Source organism: Citrobacter sp. Marseille-Q5395, from assembly GCF_947057495.1.
Classification (GTDB): Bacteria; Pseudomonadota; Gammaproteobacteria; order Enterobacterales; family Enterobacteriaceae; genus Citrobacter; species Citrobacter murliniae.
The window spans coordinates 1-16,370 of record NZ_CAMSEL010000022.1 but is presented as its reverse complement, the minus strand read 5'-3'; the positions used below and the strand labels follow the sequence as shown (position 1 = coordinate 16,370).

The following is a 16,370-nucleotide window of genomic DNA, read 5'->3' as shown; positions in this document are numbered from 1 at the left end:
TATAGCCAATCTCACGCGCATGTCATAAAGTTGAAGGCTTATTTTCGTTCGAGGGACTTTACAGTGGTAACGTTAACCCGACTTTTTATTCATCCGGTTAAATCAATGCGCGGCATTGGGCTTACACACGCCCTGGCAGACGTTAGCGGTCTAGCCTTTGATCGCATATTTATGATTACCGAACCTGACGGAACGTTCATCACCGCCCGACAGTTCCCACAGATGGTACGCTTCACCCCCTCACCTTTGCATGACGGGCTGCATCTCACAGCTCCAGACGGCAGTAGCGCACTGGTTCGTTTTGCCGACTTCGCCACGCAGGATGCACCAACGGAAGTCTGGGGAAACCATTTTACCGCGCGTATCGCACCGGCGGCGATCAACCAGTGGCTCAGCGGCTTTTTCTCCCGCGAAGTACAATTGCGTTGGGTTGGTCCGCATCTGACGCGTCGGGTAAAACGCCACGCTGGCGTGCCTTTATCTTTCGCCGATGGTTTTCCTTATCTCCTGACTAATGAAGCATCACTGCGTGACGTACAACAGCGCTGCCCGGCAAGCGTCAAGATGGAGCAGTTTCGCCCCAATCTCGTAGTCTCGGGAGCCGCGGCATGGGAAGAAGATACCTGGAAGGTTATACGCATTGGCGACGTTATCTTTGACGTCGTCAAACCCTGCAGCCGTTGTATTTTTACCACCGTCAGCCCAGAAAAAGGTCAGAAGCACCCGTCTGGTGAACCGCTGGCTACACTGCAAACTTTCCGTACTGCGCCAGATAACGGCGACGTCGATTTCGGTCAAAACCTCATTGCCCGTAACAGCGGCGTGATCCGTGTTGGCGATGAAGTCGAAATCCTGGCAACCGCCCCAGCTAAAGTCTATGGCGCGGCAGAATCTGACGATACCGTACCGGAAAAACAGTCTCCTGATGCAACACTACTTATTGACTGGCAGGGACAAACCTTTCGCGGAAACAATCAGCAGGTATTACTTGAGCAACTGGAAAACCAAGGGATCCGTGTACCCTATTCATGTCGGGCGGGGATTTGCGGATGCTGTCGAATTCGACTGGTAGAAGGTGAAGTCAGCCCGCTGAAAAAAACAGCAATTGGTGATGACGGGACGATTCTTTGCTGCAGTTGTGTGCCGAAAACGGCAATCAGGCTGGAGAGTTAAACCGCCTGCTCCAGGCTGAAACTGTCGGCAGGGATCTGCGGTTTCAGTCTGTCGTTCATAATTTTGATGGCGTCACCGAGTTGCATCGTGCGTCCGGCAATAACGACTCCAGGCTGTGCGAGCAGACAAAGCGCGGCATTTTCACCAGGTTCAACCACTAACAAATTCACCTGTTCTTCGGTATCACTTAACCAGACACAGGCAGCATCTCCCACGGTCGGAGACCAGTTAAGGGTATGCGCTACAAAGTGCCAGCTTTTTGGCATCTGCGGTTTGAGATAACGAATAGCCACCAGCGCATTAAGCACCAGTTCAGCTTTTTGTTCTTTGGCTAAATCCAGGTAACGGCATTTTTCTTCAAAAGAAAAATAAAGTGCGGCATCATCAACACAAAAACCGGACGGAGAAAATGCATCAGGGGTGAGCATTTTGCGAGCAAAACGCGAGCGAAATAACATGCCATTGGCTAAATCGAGCATCATACGATCGTGCTCTTCATCATAATACCAGCGCCAGTTATCGTCAGGTTTAATTCGCATCAGTTTCTCTCCTTTCCTTAATCATCGCCGTCGCGGTAGTATCCTTTTTTCCGCTTCGTTAATTGCCCTAATAATAAAAGCCTAAAATGTTTAAATAAGCAACAGTAAAGGAATATAAAACAACCAGGACTAGAAATAAAGCCCTGGTTGTCTGATTAAGGCAAAGTTCAGATATTGGTGACGATTTCTTTAATCAACGGCGGACCTTTAAAAATAAAGCCGGAATAAATCTGAACCAGCGAAGCACCCGCTGCTATTTTCTCACGCGCAGCAATAACGGAGTCGATACCGCCCACACCGATAATTGGCAGTTGCCCTTTTAATTCACGAGACAACATGCGAATAATTTCCGTACTTTTTAATTGCAGCGGTCGACCACTCAACCCACCCATTTGATCGCAATTTTTCATTCCCTGAACCAGAGAACGATCGAGTGTTGTGTTAGTGGCAATAACGCCATCGATATTATGGCGAACTAAACTATCAGCCACCTGGATCAGTTCTTCCTCAGAAAGATCCGGCGCGATCTTTACCGCCACTGGAACATATTTATGATGGATCGCTTGCAGATCGTTTTGTTTATTTTTAATTGCCGTCAGCAAATCATCCAGCGCTTCGCCGTATTGCAGCGTGCGTAATCCTGGGGTATTTGGCGAGGAAATATTCACCGCAATATAACCAGCATAAGCATAGACTTTTTCCATACAAATCAGATAGTCATCTTTGCCATTCTCTACCGGGGTATCTTTATTCTTACCAATATTAATCCCCAGAATGCCGTCAAAATGCGATTTCTTAACGTTCTCCACCAGGTTATCAACACCCAGATTATTAAACCCCATACGGTTGATCAGACCTTCTGCATCCACCAGACGGAAAAGGCGCGGCTTATCGTTACCCGGTTGAGGTCGTGGCGTCACGGTGCCTATCTCAATCGAGCCGAATCCCATTGCGCCAAGTGCATCAATGCACTCCCCGTCCTTATCCAACCCGGCTGCCAGGCCAAGCGGATTTTTAAACGTCAGCCCCATACAGGTAACCGGCTTTGCGGGTACTTTCTGACGGACAAGCGCTTCAAACGGCGTGCCCGTAATGCGACGTAATTGCTGGAATGTAAATTCATGAGCGCGCTCAGGATCGAGCTGAAAAAGGGCTTTACGAACGAAGGGGTAGTACATGAACTCTCCTGGATTCCCGGTGTGCAAACCGGGGGCGTATTATGTGCGATCGCGAGCAAAAAGGGAATTGACCTGTGGCAATAAATAGCAAACGTTTCCCTCCCGAGGTTCGTTTTATGCATTTTTCAGCTTTTCTATTCCGTATAAATCATTTCGATAAACAAAATCTCTCTGCCAGACTGCACAAATTGTTATCAATGTTAAATAAAAGCGAACAATTAGTTATAAGGAGAGTTTATAAATTATGCGCGTTATCACCCTAGCGGGAAGCCCACGCTTTCCCTCTCGCTCCAGTGCCTTACTGGAATATGCACGAGAAAAACTGAACGGGCAGGATGTCGACGTTTACCACTGGAACCTTCACAATTTTGAGCCAGAAGATCTGATCTATGCACGCTTTGACAGCCCAGCCCTGAAGGCGTTTATCGAACAGTTAAAAGATGCTGACGGACTGATTGTTGCCACTCCTGTATATAAAGCCGCTTACTCTGGCGCTCTGAAAACGTTGCTCGACCTGCTTCCTGAACGCGCGCTGGAAGGAAAAGTTGTTCTGCCATTGGCGACCGGCGGCACAGTTGCACATCTGTTGGCTGTCGATTACGCGCTGAAACCGGTGCTGAGCGCACTCAAAGCCCAGGAGATCCTGCACGGCGTTTTTGCCGACGATTCGCAGATCATCGATTATCAACATAAGCCGCAGTTTACGCCAAACCTGCAATTGCGCCTGGACAGCGCACTCGACACTTTCTGGCTGGCGTTGCATCGCCGCGATGTGCAGCTTCCACCATTGAACGCTCTGCGAGGTGCGGCCCATGTTTAATTTACTAAAGCGTCACACTTCGTGGCTGGCGCTGAGCGGACTGCTTTCTCTGTCAACACTGGCTCACGCCGCAGACGCGGCGCCAGACGTACTGCGTATCGGCTATCAGAAAAGTAGCATCAGCATGGTGCTGGCAAAAAACCATCAGCTACTGGAAAAACGCTATCCGCAGACGAAAATCTCCTGGGTAGAATTTCCAGCCGGCCCGCAAATGCTGGAAGCATTGAATATCGGCAGCATCGATCTGGGCAGCACCGGTGATATCCCGCCGATCTTTGCCCAGGCTGCCGGAGCCGACCTGGTCTACGTGGGCGTCGAACCCGCCAAGCCGAAAGCCGAAGTCATTCTGGTGCCGAAAAATAGCCCAATTCAAACCGTTGCAGAACTGAAAGGACACAAAGTCGCCTTCCAGAAAGGCTCAAGTTCACACAATCTACTGCTCCGTGCCCTGCAACAGGCCGGGCTGAAATTTACCGACATTCAAGCTACTTATCTGACGCCCGCTGACGCCCGTGCCGCCTTCGAACAGGGAAACGTTGATGCCTGGGCTATCTGGGATCCGTACTACTCCGCAGCCTTGCTGCAAGGTGACGTTCGCGTGCTGAAAGACGGTACCGACCTCAAGCAGACCGGTTCTTTTTATCTCGCCGCATGTCCTTATGCCGAGAAAAATGGCGCTTTTATCCTCGGCGTCCTCGACACCTTTAGCCAGGCCGATGCCTTAACGCTCAGCCAACGTCAGCAGAGCATCACGCTGCTGGCTAAAACCATTGGGCTGCCAGAACCGGTTATTGCCTCCTGGCTGGATCATCGCCCACCAACCACCATTACGCCCGTCAGTAACACAGTCGCCGCATTACAGCAGCAAACCGCCGATCTGTTTTATGACAACCGTCTGGTACCGAAAAAAATCGATATTCGCCAACGCATCTGGCAACCCACTCAGCAGGCAGGAGCAAAATTATGAGTCTGAATATGTTTTGGTTTTTACCTACACACGGTGATGGGCACTATCTGGGGACAGAAGAAGGTTCACGTCCGGTCGATCACAGTTATCTGCAACAAATCGCGCATACTGCCGATCGTCTGGGTTTTACCGGCGTACTGATCCCAACTGGTCGCTCATGCGAAGATGCCTGGTTGGTCGCCGCCTCAATGATCCCGGTTACGCAGCGGTTAAAATTTCTGGTCGCTCTGCGTCCAAGCGTGACGTCGCCAACGGTTGCCGCTCGCCAGGCCGCAACGCTTGACCGACTGTCTAATGGTCGGGCGCTGTTTAACCTGGTTACAGGTAGTGATCCGCAAGAGCTGGCGGGTGATGGTGTTTTTCTCGATCACACTGAGCGTTATGAAGCCTCTGCTGAGTTCACTCGGGTATGGCGACGTCTGTTGCAGGGCGAAACCGTGGATTTCAACGGCAAACATATTCACGTTCGCGGGGCGAAGCTCTTTTTTCCACCGATACAACAACCTCATCCTCCACTTTACTTTGGCGGTTCTTCCGATGTGGCACAGGATCTTGCCGCTGAACAGGTCGATCTCTACCTGACATGGGGTGAACCACCTGAACTGGTGAAGGAGAAAATTGAACAGGTCCGGGAAAAAGCAGCGGCACAGGGACGCAAGATCCGTTTCGGTATTCGCCTGCATGTGATTGTACGTGAAACCACTGAAGAGGCGTGGCAGGCGGCAGATCGTCTGATAGCCCATCTTGATGATGACACTATTGCAAAAGCTCAGGCTGCGTTCTTGAGAACGGACTCTGTCGGCCAGCATCGAATGGCGGCATTGCACAACGGTAAGCGCGACAAACTGGAAATTAGCCCAAATCTGTGGGCTGGCGTAGGTCTGGTGCGTGGAGGCGCAGGCACGGCGCTGGTTGGTGACGGTCCCACGGTTGCAGCACGTATTAACGAGTATGCCGCACTGGGTATCGACAGTTTTGTCTTATCCGGGTATCCGCACCTGGAGGAAGCCTGGAGAGTCGGTGAACTGCTGTTTCCGCATCTGGATGTTGCGATCCCGGAAATACCGCAACCCCAGCACCTGCATCAACAAGGCGAAGCGGTAGCTAATGAATTTATCCCGCGTAAAGCCGCGCAAAGCTAAGGAGTATGCTGATGGCAACGCCGAAAAATACATGGCTGCTGCGTCTTGCCCCCTGGTTTTTACCAGTAAGTCTGGTGACGCTCTGGCAATTGGCATCCTCAATGGGCTGGCTGTCCACCCGTATTCTGCCCTCTCCAGAGGGTGTTATAGAGGCCTTCTGGACGCTCTCATCCAGCGGTGAACTTTGGCAGCATCTGGCGATCAGCTCCTGGCGGGCGCTGATCGGGTTTTCAATCGGTGGATCCATTGGACTGACGCTGGGGCTGATAAGTGGTTTATCCCGCTGGGGCGAACGCCTGCTGGATACCTCCGTACAGATGCTGCGTAATGTGCCACACCTGGCGCTGATCCCACTGGTGATTTTGTGGTTCGGTATAGATGAATCCGCCAAGATCTTTCTCGTCGCGTTGGGTACCCTGTTCCCGATTTACATTAACACCTGGCACGGGATCCGCAATATCGATCGCGGGCTGGTGGAGATGGCTCGCAGCTATGGTTTATCCGGCGTTTCACTTTTTATTCATGTCATCTTACCCGGTGCCCTGCCCTCAATTATGGTCGGTGTGCGTTTTTCCCTCGGGCTGATGTGGCTAACGCTGATCGTGGCAGAAACAATTTCCGCTAATGCCGGAATTGGCTATCTGGCGATGAACGCCCGCGAATTTTTGCAAACGGATGTGGTGGTGGTGGCGATCATTCTTTACGCCCTGCTTGGCAAACTTGCCGACGTCAGCGCGCAATTGCTGGAGCGTATCTGGCTACGCTGGAACCCGGCTTACCACGTGAAGGAGGCTACAGTATGAATACTGCTCGTTTAAATCAGGGAACGCCGCTTTTGCTAAGCGCCGTGACGAAACGCTACGCCGGGAATACGGTACTGAATCAGTTAGATTTGCATATTCCCGCAGGGCAATTTGTTGCGGTAGTCGGTCGCAGCGGCGGTGGAAAAAGTACTTTATTGCGGCTGCTTGCTGGGCTGGAATCGCCCACCGCAGGTGAGTTACTTGCCGGAATCACTCCACTGGCTGATATTCAGGATGACACTCGAATGATGTTTCAGGATGCCCGCCTGCTGCCGTGGAAATCCGTGATCGATAACGTGGGTCTGGGCCTCAAAGGTAACTGGCGAGATGCTGCCTGCAAGGCACTAACCGCAGTAGGGCTGGAAAACAGGGCGACAGAGTGGCCTGCTGCTCTTTCTGGTGGACAAAAACAGCGCGTCGCACTGGCGCGTGCATTGATACACCGGCCCGGCCTACTGCTGCTCGACGAACCGCTCGGTGCGCTGGATGCATTAACCCGCCTCGAAATGCAGGATCTGATTGTTTCGTTGTGGCAGGAACACGGATTTACCGTTTTGTTGGTGACGCATGATGTCAGCGAGGCTGTAGCAATGGCCGATCGCGTGTTGCTGATTGAAGACGGGAAAATCGGACTGGATCTGACTGTAGATATTCCGCGTCCGCGTCGGCTGGGGTCGGTACGATTAGCCGAGCTTGAAGCGGAGGTATTGAATCGGGTCATGCAACGCGGATATACGGAGCAGCCGGTTCGTCGACACGGCTGATAATGCCGGATGGTGATACAACCATCCGGCAAAATTATCAGGCTAACGCTTTGGTGATCTTCTCGAACAGGTCGCCAGAGAGATTCTCCAGTCCTTTCAATTGCTCCAGCGCTGCACGCATCTTCGCCTGTCGTTTTGCATCATAACGTTTTAAACGAATCAGCGGTTCAATCAGACGAGAGGCAACCTGTGGATTTCGGCTGTTCAGCTCGGTCAGCATGTCGACCAGGAACTGATAACCGCTGCCATCTTCTGCATGGAATGCCGCCGGGTTGCTGCCCGCGAAAGCGCCAATCAAAGAACGGATACGGTTTGGGTTGCTCATGCTAAAGGAGCGATGCTGCAACAGGCCACGTACCGTTCCCAGCACATTGTCCGCCGGGCTGGTGGATTGCAGGATAAACCATTTATCCATTACCAGGCCGTCATGATGCCACTTGTCGTCATACTCCTGCATCAATGCATCACGGCACGGCAACTGCGCTGCTACTGCTGCAGACAGAGCCGCCAGCGAATCAGTCATATTATTGGCTTCGCGGTACTGCTTACTAACCAGGGTATCCGCCAGATGGGTTTCACCAAAAGCCAGGAAGCGCAGGCAGGCATTGCGCAGAGTGCGCTTACCAATATCGGCATGTTCAACACGGTATTCATCAAGATGATTGGCGTTATAAATTGCCAGGAATTCATCTGCCAGTTCGGTTGCCAGCGTACGGGTTAGCGCCTCACGTACTTCCGTAATCGCCACTGGATCGATAATCTCAAACAGCTCAGCAATTTCATTCACCGAAGGTAGCGTCAGGATCTCTGCCGCCAGAGCCGGATCGATTTTCTCATCCAGCAGAATCGCGCGGAATGCGTCGGCAACATGTACCGGCAGCGACAATGGTTGTCCCTGCTGATGACGGGCAACGTTCAGCTTAATGTACGTCGCCAGCAGGCTTTGCGCTGCGTCCCAACGAGAGAAATCGTTGCGTGCGTGACGCATCAGGAACGTCAACTGCTGATCGCTCCATTTATATTCCAGCTTCACCGGTGCGGAGAATTCGCACAGCAGTGCCGGAACTGGCTGGAAGTAGACATTATCAAAGACGAATGTTTGCTCAGCCTGCGTGACGTTGAGCACCGAATTCACCGGGTGCCCGCCTTTTTGCAATGGGATCACTTTACCTTCGTTGTCGTACAACTCAATGGCAAAAGGAATGTGCAATGGCTGCTTTTCCGCCTGATCCGGCGTAGCTGGCGTACGTTGACTGATAGTCAGCGTGTACTGCTCTGTTGTTGGGTTATAGTCATCACGCACTGTCACAATGGGCGTTCCGGACTGGCTGTACCAGCGGCGGAAATGTGAGAGATCGACATTTGAAGCATCTTCCATCGCCTGAACAAAATCGTCACAGGTCGCGGCGCTACCGTCATGGCGTTCGAAATAGAGCTGCATCCCTTTCTGGAAATTAGCCTCACCCAGCAAGGTGTGGATCATGCGAATCACTTCTGCACCCTTTTCGTACACCGTCAGGGTATAGAAGTTGTTCATTTCGATGACCATGTCCGGGCGGATAGGATGCGCCATCGGGCTGGCATCTTCGGCAAACTGCAAACCACGCATGGTACGCACGTTGCTGATGCGATTGACCGCACGGGAACCCAGATCGGAGCTGAACTCCTGATCGCGGAACACGGTTAAACCTTCTTTCAGGCTTAACTGGAACCAGTCGCGGCAGGTCACGCGATTGCCAGTCCAGTTGTGGAAATATTCATGGCCAATGACGCGCTCAATATCGAGGTAGTCTTTGTCGGTGGCGGTATCAGTACGCGCCAGAACATATTTGGAGTTAAAGATGTTCAGACCTTTATTCTCCATCGCGCCCATATTGAAGAAGTCCACTGCGACAATCATGTAGATGTCGAGGTCATACTCCAGGCCAAAACGCTCCTCATCCCATTTCATGGAGTTTTTCAGGGAGGTCATTGCCCACGGTGCGCGGTCCAGATTGCCGCGATCGACGTACAATTCCAGCGCCACGTCACGCCCGGAACGGGTCGTAAAGGTGTCGCTCAGCACGTCAAAATCACCGGCTACCAGCGCGAACAGATAACACGGTTTCGGGAACGGATCCTGCCACTGGACCCAGTGACGACCGTTATCCAGCTCACCCTGAGCAATACGGTTTCCGTTAGAAAGCAGGAAAGGATATTTGGTTTTATCAGCGATGATCTTAGTGGTAAACCGCGCCAGCACGTCCGGACGGTCAAGATACCAGGTAATGTGACGGAAACCTTCCGCTTCACACTGTGTACAAAGTGCATCGCCGGACTGATACAGCCCTTCCAGCGCGGTATTTTTCGCCGGGCTGATCTCATTTACGATACACAGGGTAAAACGTTCCGGCAGGTGACTAATGACCAGAGCACCCTCTTCTTCTTTATACTCTGTCCACGGCACATCGTTCACGTGGATTGACACCAGGGTCAAGTCTTCGCCATTCAGGCGAAGAGGAGCATCAGACGCACCATGGCGGACAGCCTGGCTCAGTGCTGTGACCACGGTTTTTTCAGCATCCAGGTCAAAGGTCAAGTCAATATCAGTAATCTGGTAATCCGGTGCACGATAGTCGTGACGGTATTTGGCTTGTGGCTGTTGTGTCATAAAAAACCTTTAGCATCTTTTGTAGAGTCTCGGCTTCAGTCTATTCCTGTTGCGTAAATCGCGCTACGCAGAATGTTCATCTTTTCAGGCACAAACACCCTTTTTGCTACATTTTAATAACACGAGGCACAAAATGCCCTCGACCAGAAAGAGCGCTTATGGTGTGATCGGGGTTCAATAAATCGCTAAACAGGGTATACTCCAGCGGTTTTCTTAGTTGTTTATTGTACTAAACGCTCCCGTGAGAGGATGCTACTGCGCACCTATGACACAATTCGCTTCTCCTGTTCTGCACTCGCTGCTGGATACAGACGCTTATAAGTTGCATATGCAGCAAGCCGTTTTTCACCACTACTATGATGTACAAGTAGCGGCTGAATTTCGTTGCCGTGGCGATGACCTGCTCGGTATTTATGCCGATACTATTCGAGAGCAGGTGAATGCTATGCAGCACCTGCGACTTCAGGAGGACGAGTACCAGTGGCTCTCCGGCCTGCCCTTCTTTAAAGCTGACTACCTTACCTGGTTACGCGATTTCCGCTACAACCCGGAACAAGTCTGCGTCACCAACGATAATGGTAAGTTGAATATCCGCTTAACCGGCCCGTGGCGTGAAGTGATCATGTGGGAAGTCCCTCTGCTCGCGGTCATCAGCGAACTGGTGCACCGTTACCGTTCGCCAGAATCTGGCGTACCGCAGGCACTGGATGAGCTGGAAGGCAAACTAGTCGAATTCTCTGCTTTAACGAAAGATATCGATATGTCCCGCTTCCATCTGATGGATTTCGGCACGCGTCGTCGTTTTTCTCGTGAAGTACAGCAGGCAATTGTTGAACGTCTCCAGCAGGAACCGTGGTTTGTTGGCACCAGTAACTACGATCTTGCCCGTCGTCTGTCATTAACGCCGATGGGAACCCAGGCGCATGAATGGTTCCAGGCGCATCAGCAAATCAGTCCCGAACTGGCTACCAGCCAGCGCGTTGCGCTTGCTGCATGGCTTAATGAATACCCCGACCAACTCGGCATCGCTCTGACCGACTGCATTACCATGGACGCGTTTTTACGCGACTTTGGCGTTGAGTTTGCTACCCGCTATCAGGGCTTACGCCATGACTCAGGCGATCCGGTGGAATGGGGTGAAAAAGCCATCGCGCATTACGAGAAACTGGGGATTGATCCGCTCAGCAAAACGCTGGTGTTCTCAGATAATCTCGACTTGAAGAAAGCGATTGAACTCTATCGTCACTTCTCTTCTCGCGTACAATTGAGTTTTGGCATCGGGACGCGCTTAACCTGCAACATCCCCCAGGTTAAGCCGCTGAATATTGTAATCAAGCTGGTTGAATGCAACGGTAAGCCGGTGGCAAAGTTATCTGACAGTCCGGGTAAAACAATCTGCCACGATAAAGCATTTGTCCGCGCATTGCGCAAAGCCTTTGACCTTCCACATATCAAAAAAGCCAGTTAATCCCTTCAGGGAGTCGTTTCGACTCCCTTTTAACGTTTATTTCTGAAATCTTTCACTCCAGCTACGAATTCTGCTTGTCTGATTGCAGATGCCAGGTAACATAGGTATCCCCCCCATTACGGGTGGACATGTGTTTATATATCCGACTATTAACAGAGAGAATATTATGAGCGTTGTGCCTGTAGCCGACGTACTCCAGGGCCGCGTAGCCGTTGACAGCGAAGTCACCGTGCGCGGATGGGTACGTACCCGCCGAGATTCAAAAGCTGGCATCTCCTTCCTCGCCGTTTATGACGGTTCCTGCTTTGATCCTGTACAGGCCGTCATCAATAATTCTCTGCCCAATTACAATCAGGACGTATTACGCCTGACGACGGGTTGTTCAGTTATCGTAACGGGTAAAGTCGTTGCGTCACCGGGACAGGGACAGAGCTTTGAAATTCAGGCCACTGAGGTTGAAGTAGCTGGCTGGGTTGAAGATCCTGATACCTATCCAATGGCAGCAAAGCGTCACAGCATTGAGTATCTGCGTGAAGTGGCTCACATGCGTCCTCGTACCAACATGATTGGTGCTGTCGCGCGTGTACGTCATACGCTGGCGCAAGCGCTGCATCGCTTTTTCCATGAGCAGGGTTTCTTTTGGGTCTCCACGCCGCTGATCACTGCCTCCGATACCGAAGGTGCTGGTGAAATGTTCCGCGTGTCTACGCTGGATCTGGAAAACCTGCCGCGTAACGATCAGGGCAAAGTCGATTTCGACAAAGATTTCTTTGGTAAAGAAGCTTTCCTGACTGTTTCCGGTCAGTTGAACGGCGAAACCTACGCCTGCGCCCTGTCCAAAATTTATACATTTGGACCAACTTTCCGTGCAGAAAACTCCAACACCAGCCGCCACCTGGCAGAGTTCTGGATGCTGGAGCCGGAAGTGGCTTTCGCCGATCTGAACGATGTAGCAGGACTGGCTGAAGCCATGCTGAAGTACGCGTTCAAGGCCGTACTGGAAGAACGTGCAGATGATATGAAATTCTTCGCAGAACGTGTCGACAAAGACGCGGTTTCACGTCTGGAGCGTTTCATTGAGGCAGATTTTGCGCAGGTTGATTACACCGATGCGGTGAGCATCCTCGAAAAATGCGGCAAAAAGTTCGAGAACCCGGTTTACTGGGGGGTGGACTTATCTTCCGAGCATGAACGTTACCTCGCCGAAGAGCACTTTAAAGCACCGGTGGTCGTTAAAAACTACCCGAAAGACATTAAAGCGTTTTACATGCGCCTTAACGAAGACGGTAAAACCGTTGCTGCGATGGACGTACTGGCACCAGGAATCGGTGAAATCATCGGTGGTTCTCAGCGTGAAGAGCGTCTGGACGTGCTTGATGCCCGTATGCTGGAGATGGGACTGAACAAAGAAGATTACTGGTGGTATCGCGATCTGCGTCGTTATGGCACCGTTCCGCATTCCGGTTTCGGTCTGGGCTTTGAGCGTCTAATCGCTTATGTCACTGGCGTACAAAACGTCCGTGATGTTATCCCGTTCCCGCGTACTCCGCGTAACGCCAGCTTCTAATCCAGAATTTTTAAACCTATAAGGCCAGCAATGCTGGCCTTTTTTATATTCAGACTCGCATTACTCCTTAAACACAATCCCAAAACTCTCCCATCCTGTTACTTAATATTTCCTTGCAACATATTTGCACAAAAAATAATCACTGATTTTATTGTGGATTAGCATTTTCTGATTATATAGCACATTTTTTAACCAACTACATGGCATTCTGGACGTCTATAAATAGTCAAGTGTAAAAATGGATCTTTCTCATATGACACAGGGAAAATGCCATTAGCAAAATTAAGTATAAGGAAATCATATAAATAGAAATAAACGGAGCAATTTTAAGCACAGAGACAGCCGAAATTTGAAGTCGTTCACAAAGTTGCACAAAAATAACATTTAGTTACACATTTTTTCTTTTTGAAACTAAATCTTTATATTTGTAGCACTTTGACGGTAGCGGAACGGTAGTTTGAATGGAAAGATGCCTGTCAGACACATAAAGACACCAAACTCTCATCAATAGTTCCGTAAATTTTTATTGACGGAATTTATTGGCGGCAGTGGCAGGTGTCATATAAAAACCGATGAGGGTAATAAATAATGATGAAGCGCAATATTCTGGCAGTGGTTATCCCTGCTCTGCTGGTAGCCGGGGCAGCTAACGCTGCAGAAATCTACAACAAAGATGGCAACAAAGTAGACCTGTATGGTAAAGCAGTAGGTCTGCACTATTTTTCCAAGCACAACGGTGACAATGCTTACGCCGCTAACGGCGACCAGACATATGCCCGTCTTGGTTTCAAAGGGGAAACTCAGATCAATTCCGATCTGACCGGTTACGGTCAGTGGGAATACAACTTTGCTGGTAACAACGCTGAAGGCTCAAATGCTCAGGACGGTAACAAAACCCGTCTGGCATTCGCTGGTCTGAAATTCGGTGATGCTGGTTCCTTCGACTACGGTCGTAACTATGGCGTCGTTTACGATGCACTGGGTTACACCGATATGCTGCCAGAATTCGGTGGTGATACTGCCGCTTCTGACCAGTTCTTCTCCCAGCGTAACGGTGGTCTCGCAACTTACCGTAACTCCAACTTCTTCGGTCTGGTTGAAGGCCTGAGCTTCGCTGTCCAGTACCTGGGCAAAAACGAGCGTGATGACGTTCGTCGCTCTAACGGTGACGGCGTTGGCGGTTCTGTAAGCTACGAATTCGATGGTTTCGGTATCGTGGGTGCTTACGGTGCAGCAGATCGTACTGATGCACAACAGAACCCGACTCTGCGTGGTCATGGCGATAAAGCTGAACAATGGGCGACCGGCTTGAAATACGATGCTAACAGCATCTACCTGGCGGCGAACTACAGCGAAACCCGCAACGCTACCCGTATTTCTAATGGCTATGCTAACAAAACTGAAGACGTGCTGTTAGTTGCTCAGTATCAGTTCGACTTCGGTCTGCGCCCGTCCATCGCCTATACCAAATCTAAAGGTAAGGATATCGAAGGCATCGGTGACGTAGATCTGGTGAACTACTTCGAAGTGGGTGCGACTTACTACTTCAACAAAAACATGTCCACCTATGTTGATTACATCATCAACCAGATCGATTCTGACAACAAACTGGGCGTAGGCTCTGACGACACCGTTGCAGTTGGTATCGTTTACCAGTTCTAATAGCAGACCTCTTTGTTAAATGCCTAAAAAACAGGACTTCGGTCCTGTTTTTTTATCTGTGCCAGCGGATTCTTGCGTCTTCAAAAAACCCCTCTGCTTTTTGTCAGTAACGGTTGGCATTTTGTAAATCTACCGTTAACCTGATAGCGGACTTCCCTTCTGTAATCACAATGGAACCTCGTCATGTTTGAGAACATTACCGCCGCTCCTGCCGACCCTATTTTAGGTCTGGCTGATTTGTTTCGTGCCGATGACCGCCCAGGAAAAATCAACCTTGGGATTGGTGTATATAAAGATGAGACAGGCAAAACGCCGGTGCTGACCAGCGTTAAAAAAGCCGAGCAGTATATACTGGAAAATGAAACCACCAAAAACTACCTTGGCATTGACGGTATTCCAGAGTTTGGTCGTTGCACTCAGGAATTGCTGTTTGGTAAAGGTAGCGTTCTGATTAACGACAAACTCGCACGTACAGCACAGACCCCTGGCGGTACCGGTGCATTGCGTGTGGCTGCTGATTTCCTGGCAAAAAACACCTCAACCAAACGCGTATGGGTGAGTAATCCAAGCTGGCCAAACCATAAGAGTGTATTTAACTCTGCTGGTCTGGAAGTACGTGAATACAACTATTACGATGCGGCAAACCATTCTTTAGACTTTGATGCGCTGCTGGCAAGCCTTAGTGAAGCGCAGGCAGGTGACGTGGTGTTATTCCACGGTTGCTGCCATAACCCAACCGGTATTGATCCTACACTGGAACAGTGGCAGACGCTGGCGCAACTGTCTGTCGAAAAAGGCTGGTTACCGCTGTTCGACTTCGCTTATCAGGGCTTTGCCCGTGGCCTGGAAGAAGATGCTGAAGGCCTGCGCGCATTCGCTGCGTTACATAAAGAGCTTATTGTCGCCAGCTCCTATTCCAAAAACTTTGGTCTGTACAATGAGCGCGTAGGCGCCTGTACGCTGGTTGCTGCCGATGCCGAAACCGTCGATCGCGCATTCAGCCAGATGAAGTCTGTCATTCGTGCCAACTATTCCAACCCACCAGCACACGGTGCGTCGGTTGTGGCAACCATCCTGAGCAATGATGCCCTGCGCGCTATCTGGGAGCAAGAACTGACCGATATGCGTCAACGCATTCAGCGCATGCGTCTGCTGTTTGTTAATACACTGCAGGAGAAAGGTGCAAACCGCGACTTCAGCTTTATCATTAAACAGAACGGCATGTTCTCATTCAGTGGCCTGACAAAAGAGCAGGTTCTGCGTCTGCGTGAAGAGTTCGGTGTTTATGCCGTAGCGTCCGGACGTGTAAACGTTGCAGGAATGACGCCAGATAACATGGCGCCACTGTGCGAAGCGATTGTTGCTGTGCTGTAAGCTATTGAGCACTAAAAAGGCCGCAATAGCGGCCTTTTTCATTTATCTGACCCGTCCTGAATAGCGTTGACACGTTCCTGACTTAAATACGGAGAACGTGATGATGACTGAGTTCAAACGCACCCAACGTGATTATCCTCTATCCTTTAAAATAGCTGTTGTTGAGCAGGTTGAAAAAGGCGAGATGACCTATAAACAGGCCCAGCAGCGGTATGGTATTCAGGGGCGCTCCACCGTTCTTGTCTGGTTGCGTAAGTATGGCC

The 16,370-nt window shown here is 50.7% G+C and carries 14 protein-coding genes; 11 read left to right on the top strand and 3 right to left on the bottom strand.

Translation table 11 applies throughout. The features are described 5' to 3' along the window. Window positions 1-63 precede the first annotated feature (63 nt). Window positions 64-1,173 (top strand): YcbX family protein, encoded by a 1,110-nt coding sequence (locus OH663_RS21330; RefSeq protein WP_045441342.1) that lies wholly within the window; start codon window positions 64-66, stop codon window positions 1,171-1,173. Here the strand turns inward: OH663_RS21330 and zapC are convergent. Further along, a complete protein-coding gene (gene zapC / locus OH663_RS21325; protein ID WP_045441341.1) occupies window positions 1,170-1,712 on the bottom strand; it encodes a cell division protein ZapC in 543 nt (180 codons plus the stop codon). The two genes, OH663_RS21330 and zapC, sit on opposite strands and share 4 nt — an antisense overlap. A 167-nt stretch (window positions 1,713-1,879) precedes the next feature. Further along, entirely contained in the window at window positions 1,880-2,890 is a 1,011-nt protein-coding gene (gene pyrD, locus OH663_RS21320) for a quinone-dependent dihydroorotate dehydrogenase (protein ID WP_200013108.1), read from the bottom strand. 244 nt (window positions 2,891-3,134) lie between these two features. Between pyrD and ssuE the strand changes: the two genes are divergently transcribed. The 5 genes from ssuE to ssuB are packed head-to-tail and all read left to right on the top strand — an operon-like array spanning window position 3,135 to window position 7,386. Continuing rightward, window positions 3,135-3,710: an NADPH-dependent FMN reductase gene (gene ssuE, locus OH663_RS21315; protein ID WP_045441339.1), complete on the top strand. Its 576-nt coding sequence runs from the start codon at window positions 3,135-3,137 to the stop codon at window positions 3,708-3,710. Further along, the gene (locus OH663_RS21310) at window positions 3,703-4,677 is read left to right on the top strand and encodes a sulfonate ABC transporter substrate-binding protein (protein ID WP_200013109.1); all 975 of its coding nucleotides are present in this window, start codon (window positions 3,703-3,705) and stop codon (window positions 4,675-4,677) included. The genes ssuE and OH663_RS21310 overlap by 8 nt, the downstream gene beginning before the upstream one ends. Continuing rightward, complete coding sequence (gene ssuD / locus OH663_RS21305) at window positions 4,674-5,819, top strand: FMNH2-dependent alkanesulfonate monooxygenase (RefSeq protein ID WP_200013111.1); 1,146 nt, start codon at window positions 4,674-4,676, stop codon at window positions 5,817-5,819. Before OH663_RS21310 ends, ssuD begins: the two co-directional genes overlap by 4 nt. An 11-nt stretch (window positions 5,820-5,830) precedes the next feature. Next, on the top strand, window positions 5,831-6,622 hold the full coding sequence (ssuC, locus tag OH663_RS21300) for an aliphatic sulfonate ABC transporter permease SsuC (protein ID WP_200013113.1): 792 nt from the start codon (window positions 5,831-5,833) through the stop codon (window positions 6,620-6,622). Continuing rightward, window positions 6,619-7,386, top strand: coding sequence for an aliphatic sulfonates ABC transporter ATP-binding protein (ssuB, locus tag OH663_RS21295; protein ID WP_045441335.1), 768 nt, complete (start codon window positions 6,619-6,621; stop codon window positions 7,384-7,386). The genes ssuC and ssuB overlap by 4 nt, the downstream gene beginning before the upstream one ends. 37 nt (window positions 7,387-7,423) lie before the next feature. On the opposite strand, the gene pepN is transcribed toward ssuB, so the two are convergent. Then, entirely contained in the window at window positions 7,424-10,036 is a 2,613-nt protein-coding gene (gene pepN / locus OH663_RS21290; RefSeq protein WP_200013114.1) for an aminopeptidase N, read from the bottom strand. Window positions 10,037-10,301: 265 nt separating this feature from the next. Between pepN and pncB the strand changes: the two genes are divergently transcribed. The 5 genes from pncB to OH663_RS21265 form a co-directional block, all read left to right on the top strand. Next, window positions 10,302-11,504: a nicotinate phosphoribosyltransferase gene (gene pncB / locus OH663_RS21285; protein WP_200013115.1), complete on the top strand. Its 1,203-nt coding sequence runs from the start codon at window positions 10,302-10,304 to the stop codon at window positions 11,502-11,504. Window positions 11,505-11,670: 166 nt separating this feature from the next. Further along, on the top strand, window positions 11,671-13,071 hold the full coding sequence (asnS, locus tag OH663_RS21280) for an asparagine--tRNA ligase (protein WP_048221751.1): 1,401 nt from the start codon (window positions 11,671-11,673) through the stop codon (window positions 13,069-13,071). Between the two features lie 588 nt (window positions 13,072-13,659). Further along, window positions 13,660-14,733 carry a porin OmpF gene (ompF, locus tag OH663_RS21275; protein ID WP_045441278.1) on the top strand — a complete coding sequence of 358 codons (1,074 nt, stop codon included), beginning with the start codon at window positions 13,660-13,662 and terminating at the stop codon, window positions 14,731-14,733. 183 nt (window positions 14,734-14,916) lie between these two features. Then, window positions 14,917-16,107: an aspartate transaminase gene (gene aspC, locus OH663_RS21270; RefSeq protein WP_200013118.1), complete on the top strand. Its 1,191-nt coding sequence runs from the start codon at window positions 14,917-14,919 to the stop codon at window positions 16,105-16,107. Between the two features lie 100 nt (window positions 16,108-16,207). Beyond that, window positions 16,208-16,370, top strand: a 163-nt coding sequence (locus tag OH663_RS21265; RefSeq protein WP_023892047.1) for a helix-turn-helix domain-containing protein, incomplete at its 3' end; no start/stop codon positions are given.

What these genes read in the sequence shown, in the direction of transcription:
- zapC (WP_045441341.1), bottom strand. Translation starts at nt 1,712, where the DNA reads ATGCGAATTAAACCTGACGATAACTGGCGCTGGTATTATGATGAAGAG.
- pyrD (WP_200013108.1), bottom strand. Translation starts at nt 2,890, where the DNA reads ATGTACTACCCCTTCGTTCGTAAAGCCCTTTTTCAGCTCGATCCTGAG.
- ssuE (WP_045441339.1), top strand. Translation starts at nt 3,135, where the DNA reads ATGCGCGTTATCACCCTAGCGGGAAGCCCACGCTTTCCCTCTCGCTCC.
- OH663_RS21310 (WP_200013109.1), top strand. Translation starts at nt 3,703, where the DNA reads ATGTTTAATTTACTAAAGCGTCACACTTCGTGGCTGGCGCTGAGCGGA.
- ssuD (WP_200013111.1), top strand. Translation starts at nt 4,674, where the DNA reads ATGAGTCTGAATATGTTTTGGTTTTTACCTACACACGGTGATGGGCAC.
- ssuC (WP_200013113.1), top strand. Translation starts at nt 5,831, where the DNA reads ATGGCAACGCCGAAAAATACATGGCTGCTGCGTCTTGCCCCCTGGTTT.
- ssuB (WP_045441335.1), top strand. Translation starts at nt 6,619, where the DNA reads ATGAATACTGCTCGTTTAAATCAGGGAACGCCGCTTTTGCTAAGCGCC.
- pepN (WP_200013114.1), bottom strand. Translation starts at nt 10,036, where the DNA reads ATGACACAACAGCCACAAGCCAAATACCGTCACGACTATCGTGCACCG.
- pncB (WP_200013115.1), top strand. Translation starts at nt 10,302, where the DNA reads ATGACACAATTCGCTTCTCCTGTTCTGCACTCGCTGCTGGATACAGAC.
- asnS (WP_048221751.1), top strand. Translation starts at nt 11,671, where the DNA reads ATGAGCGTTGTGCCTGTAGCCGACGTACTCCAGGGCCGCGTAGCCGTT.
- ompF (WP_045441278.1), top strand. Translation starts at nt 13,660, where the DNA reads ATGATGAAGCGCAATATTCTGGCAGTGGTTATCCCTGCTCTGCTGGTA.
- aspC (WP_200013118.1), top strand. Translation starts at nt 14,917, where the DNA reads ATGTTTGAGAACATTACCGCCGCTCCTGCCGACCCTATTTTAGGTCTG.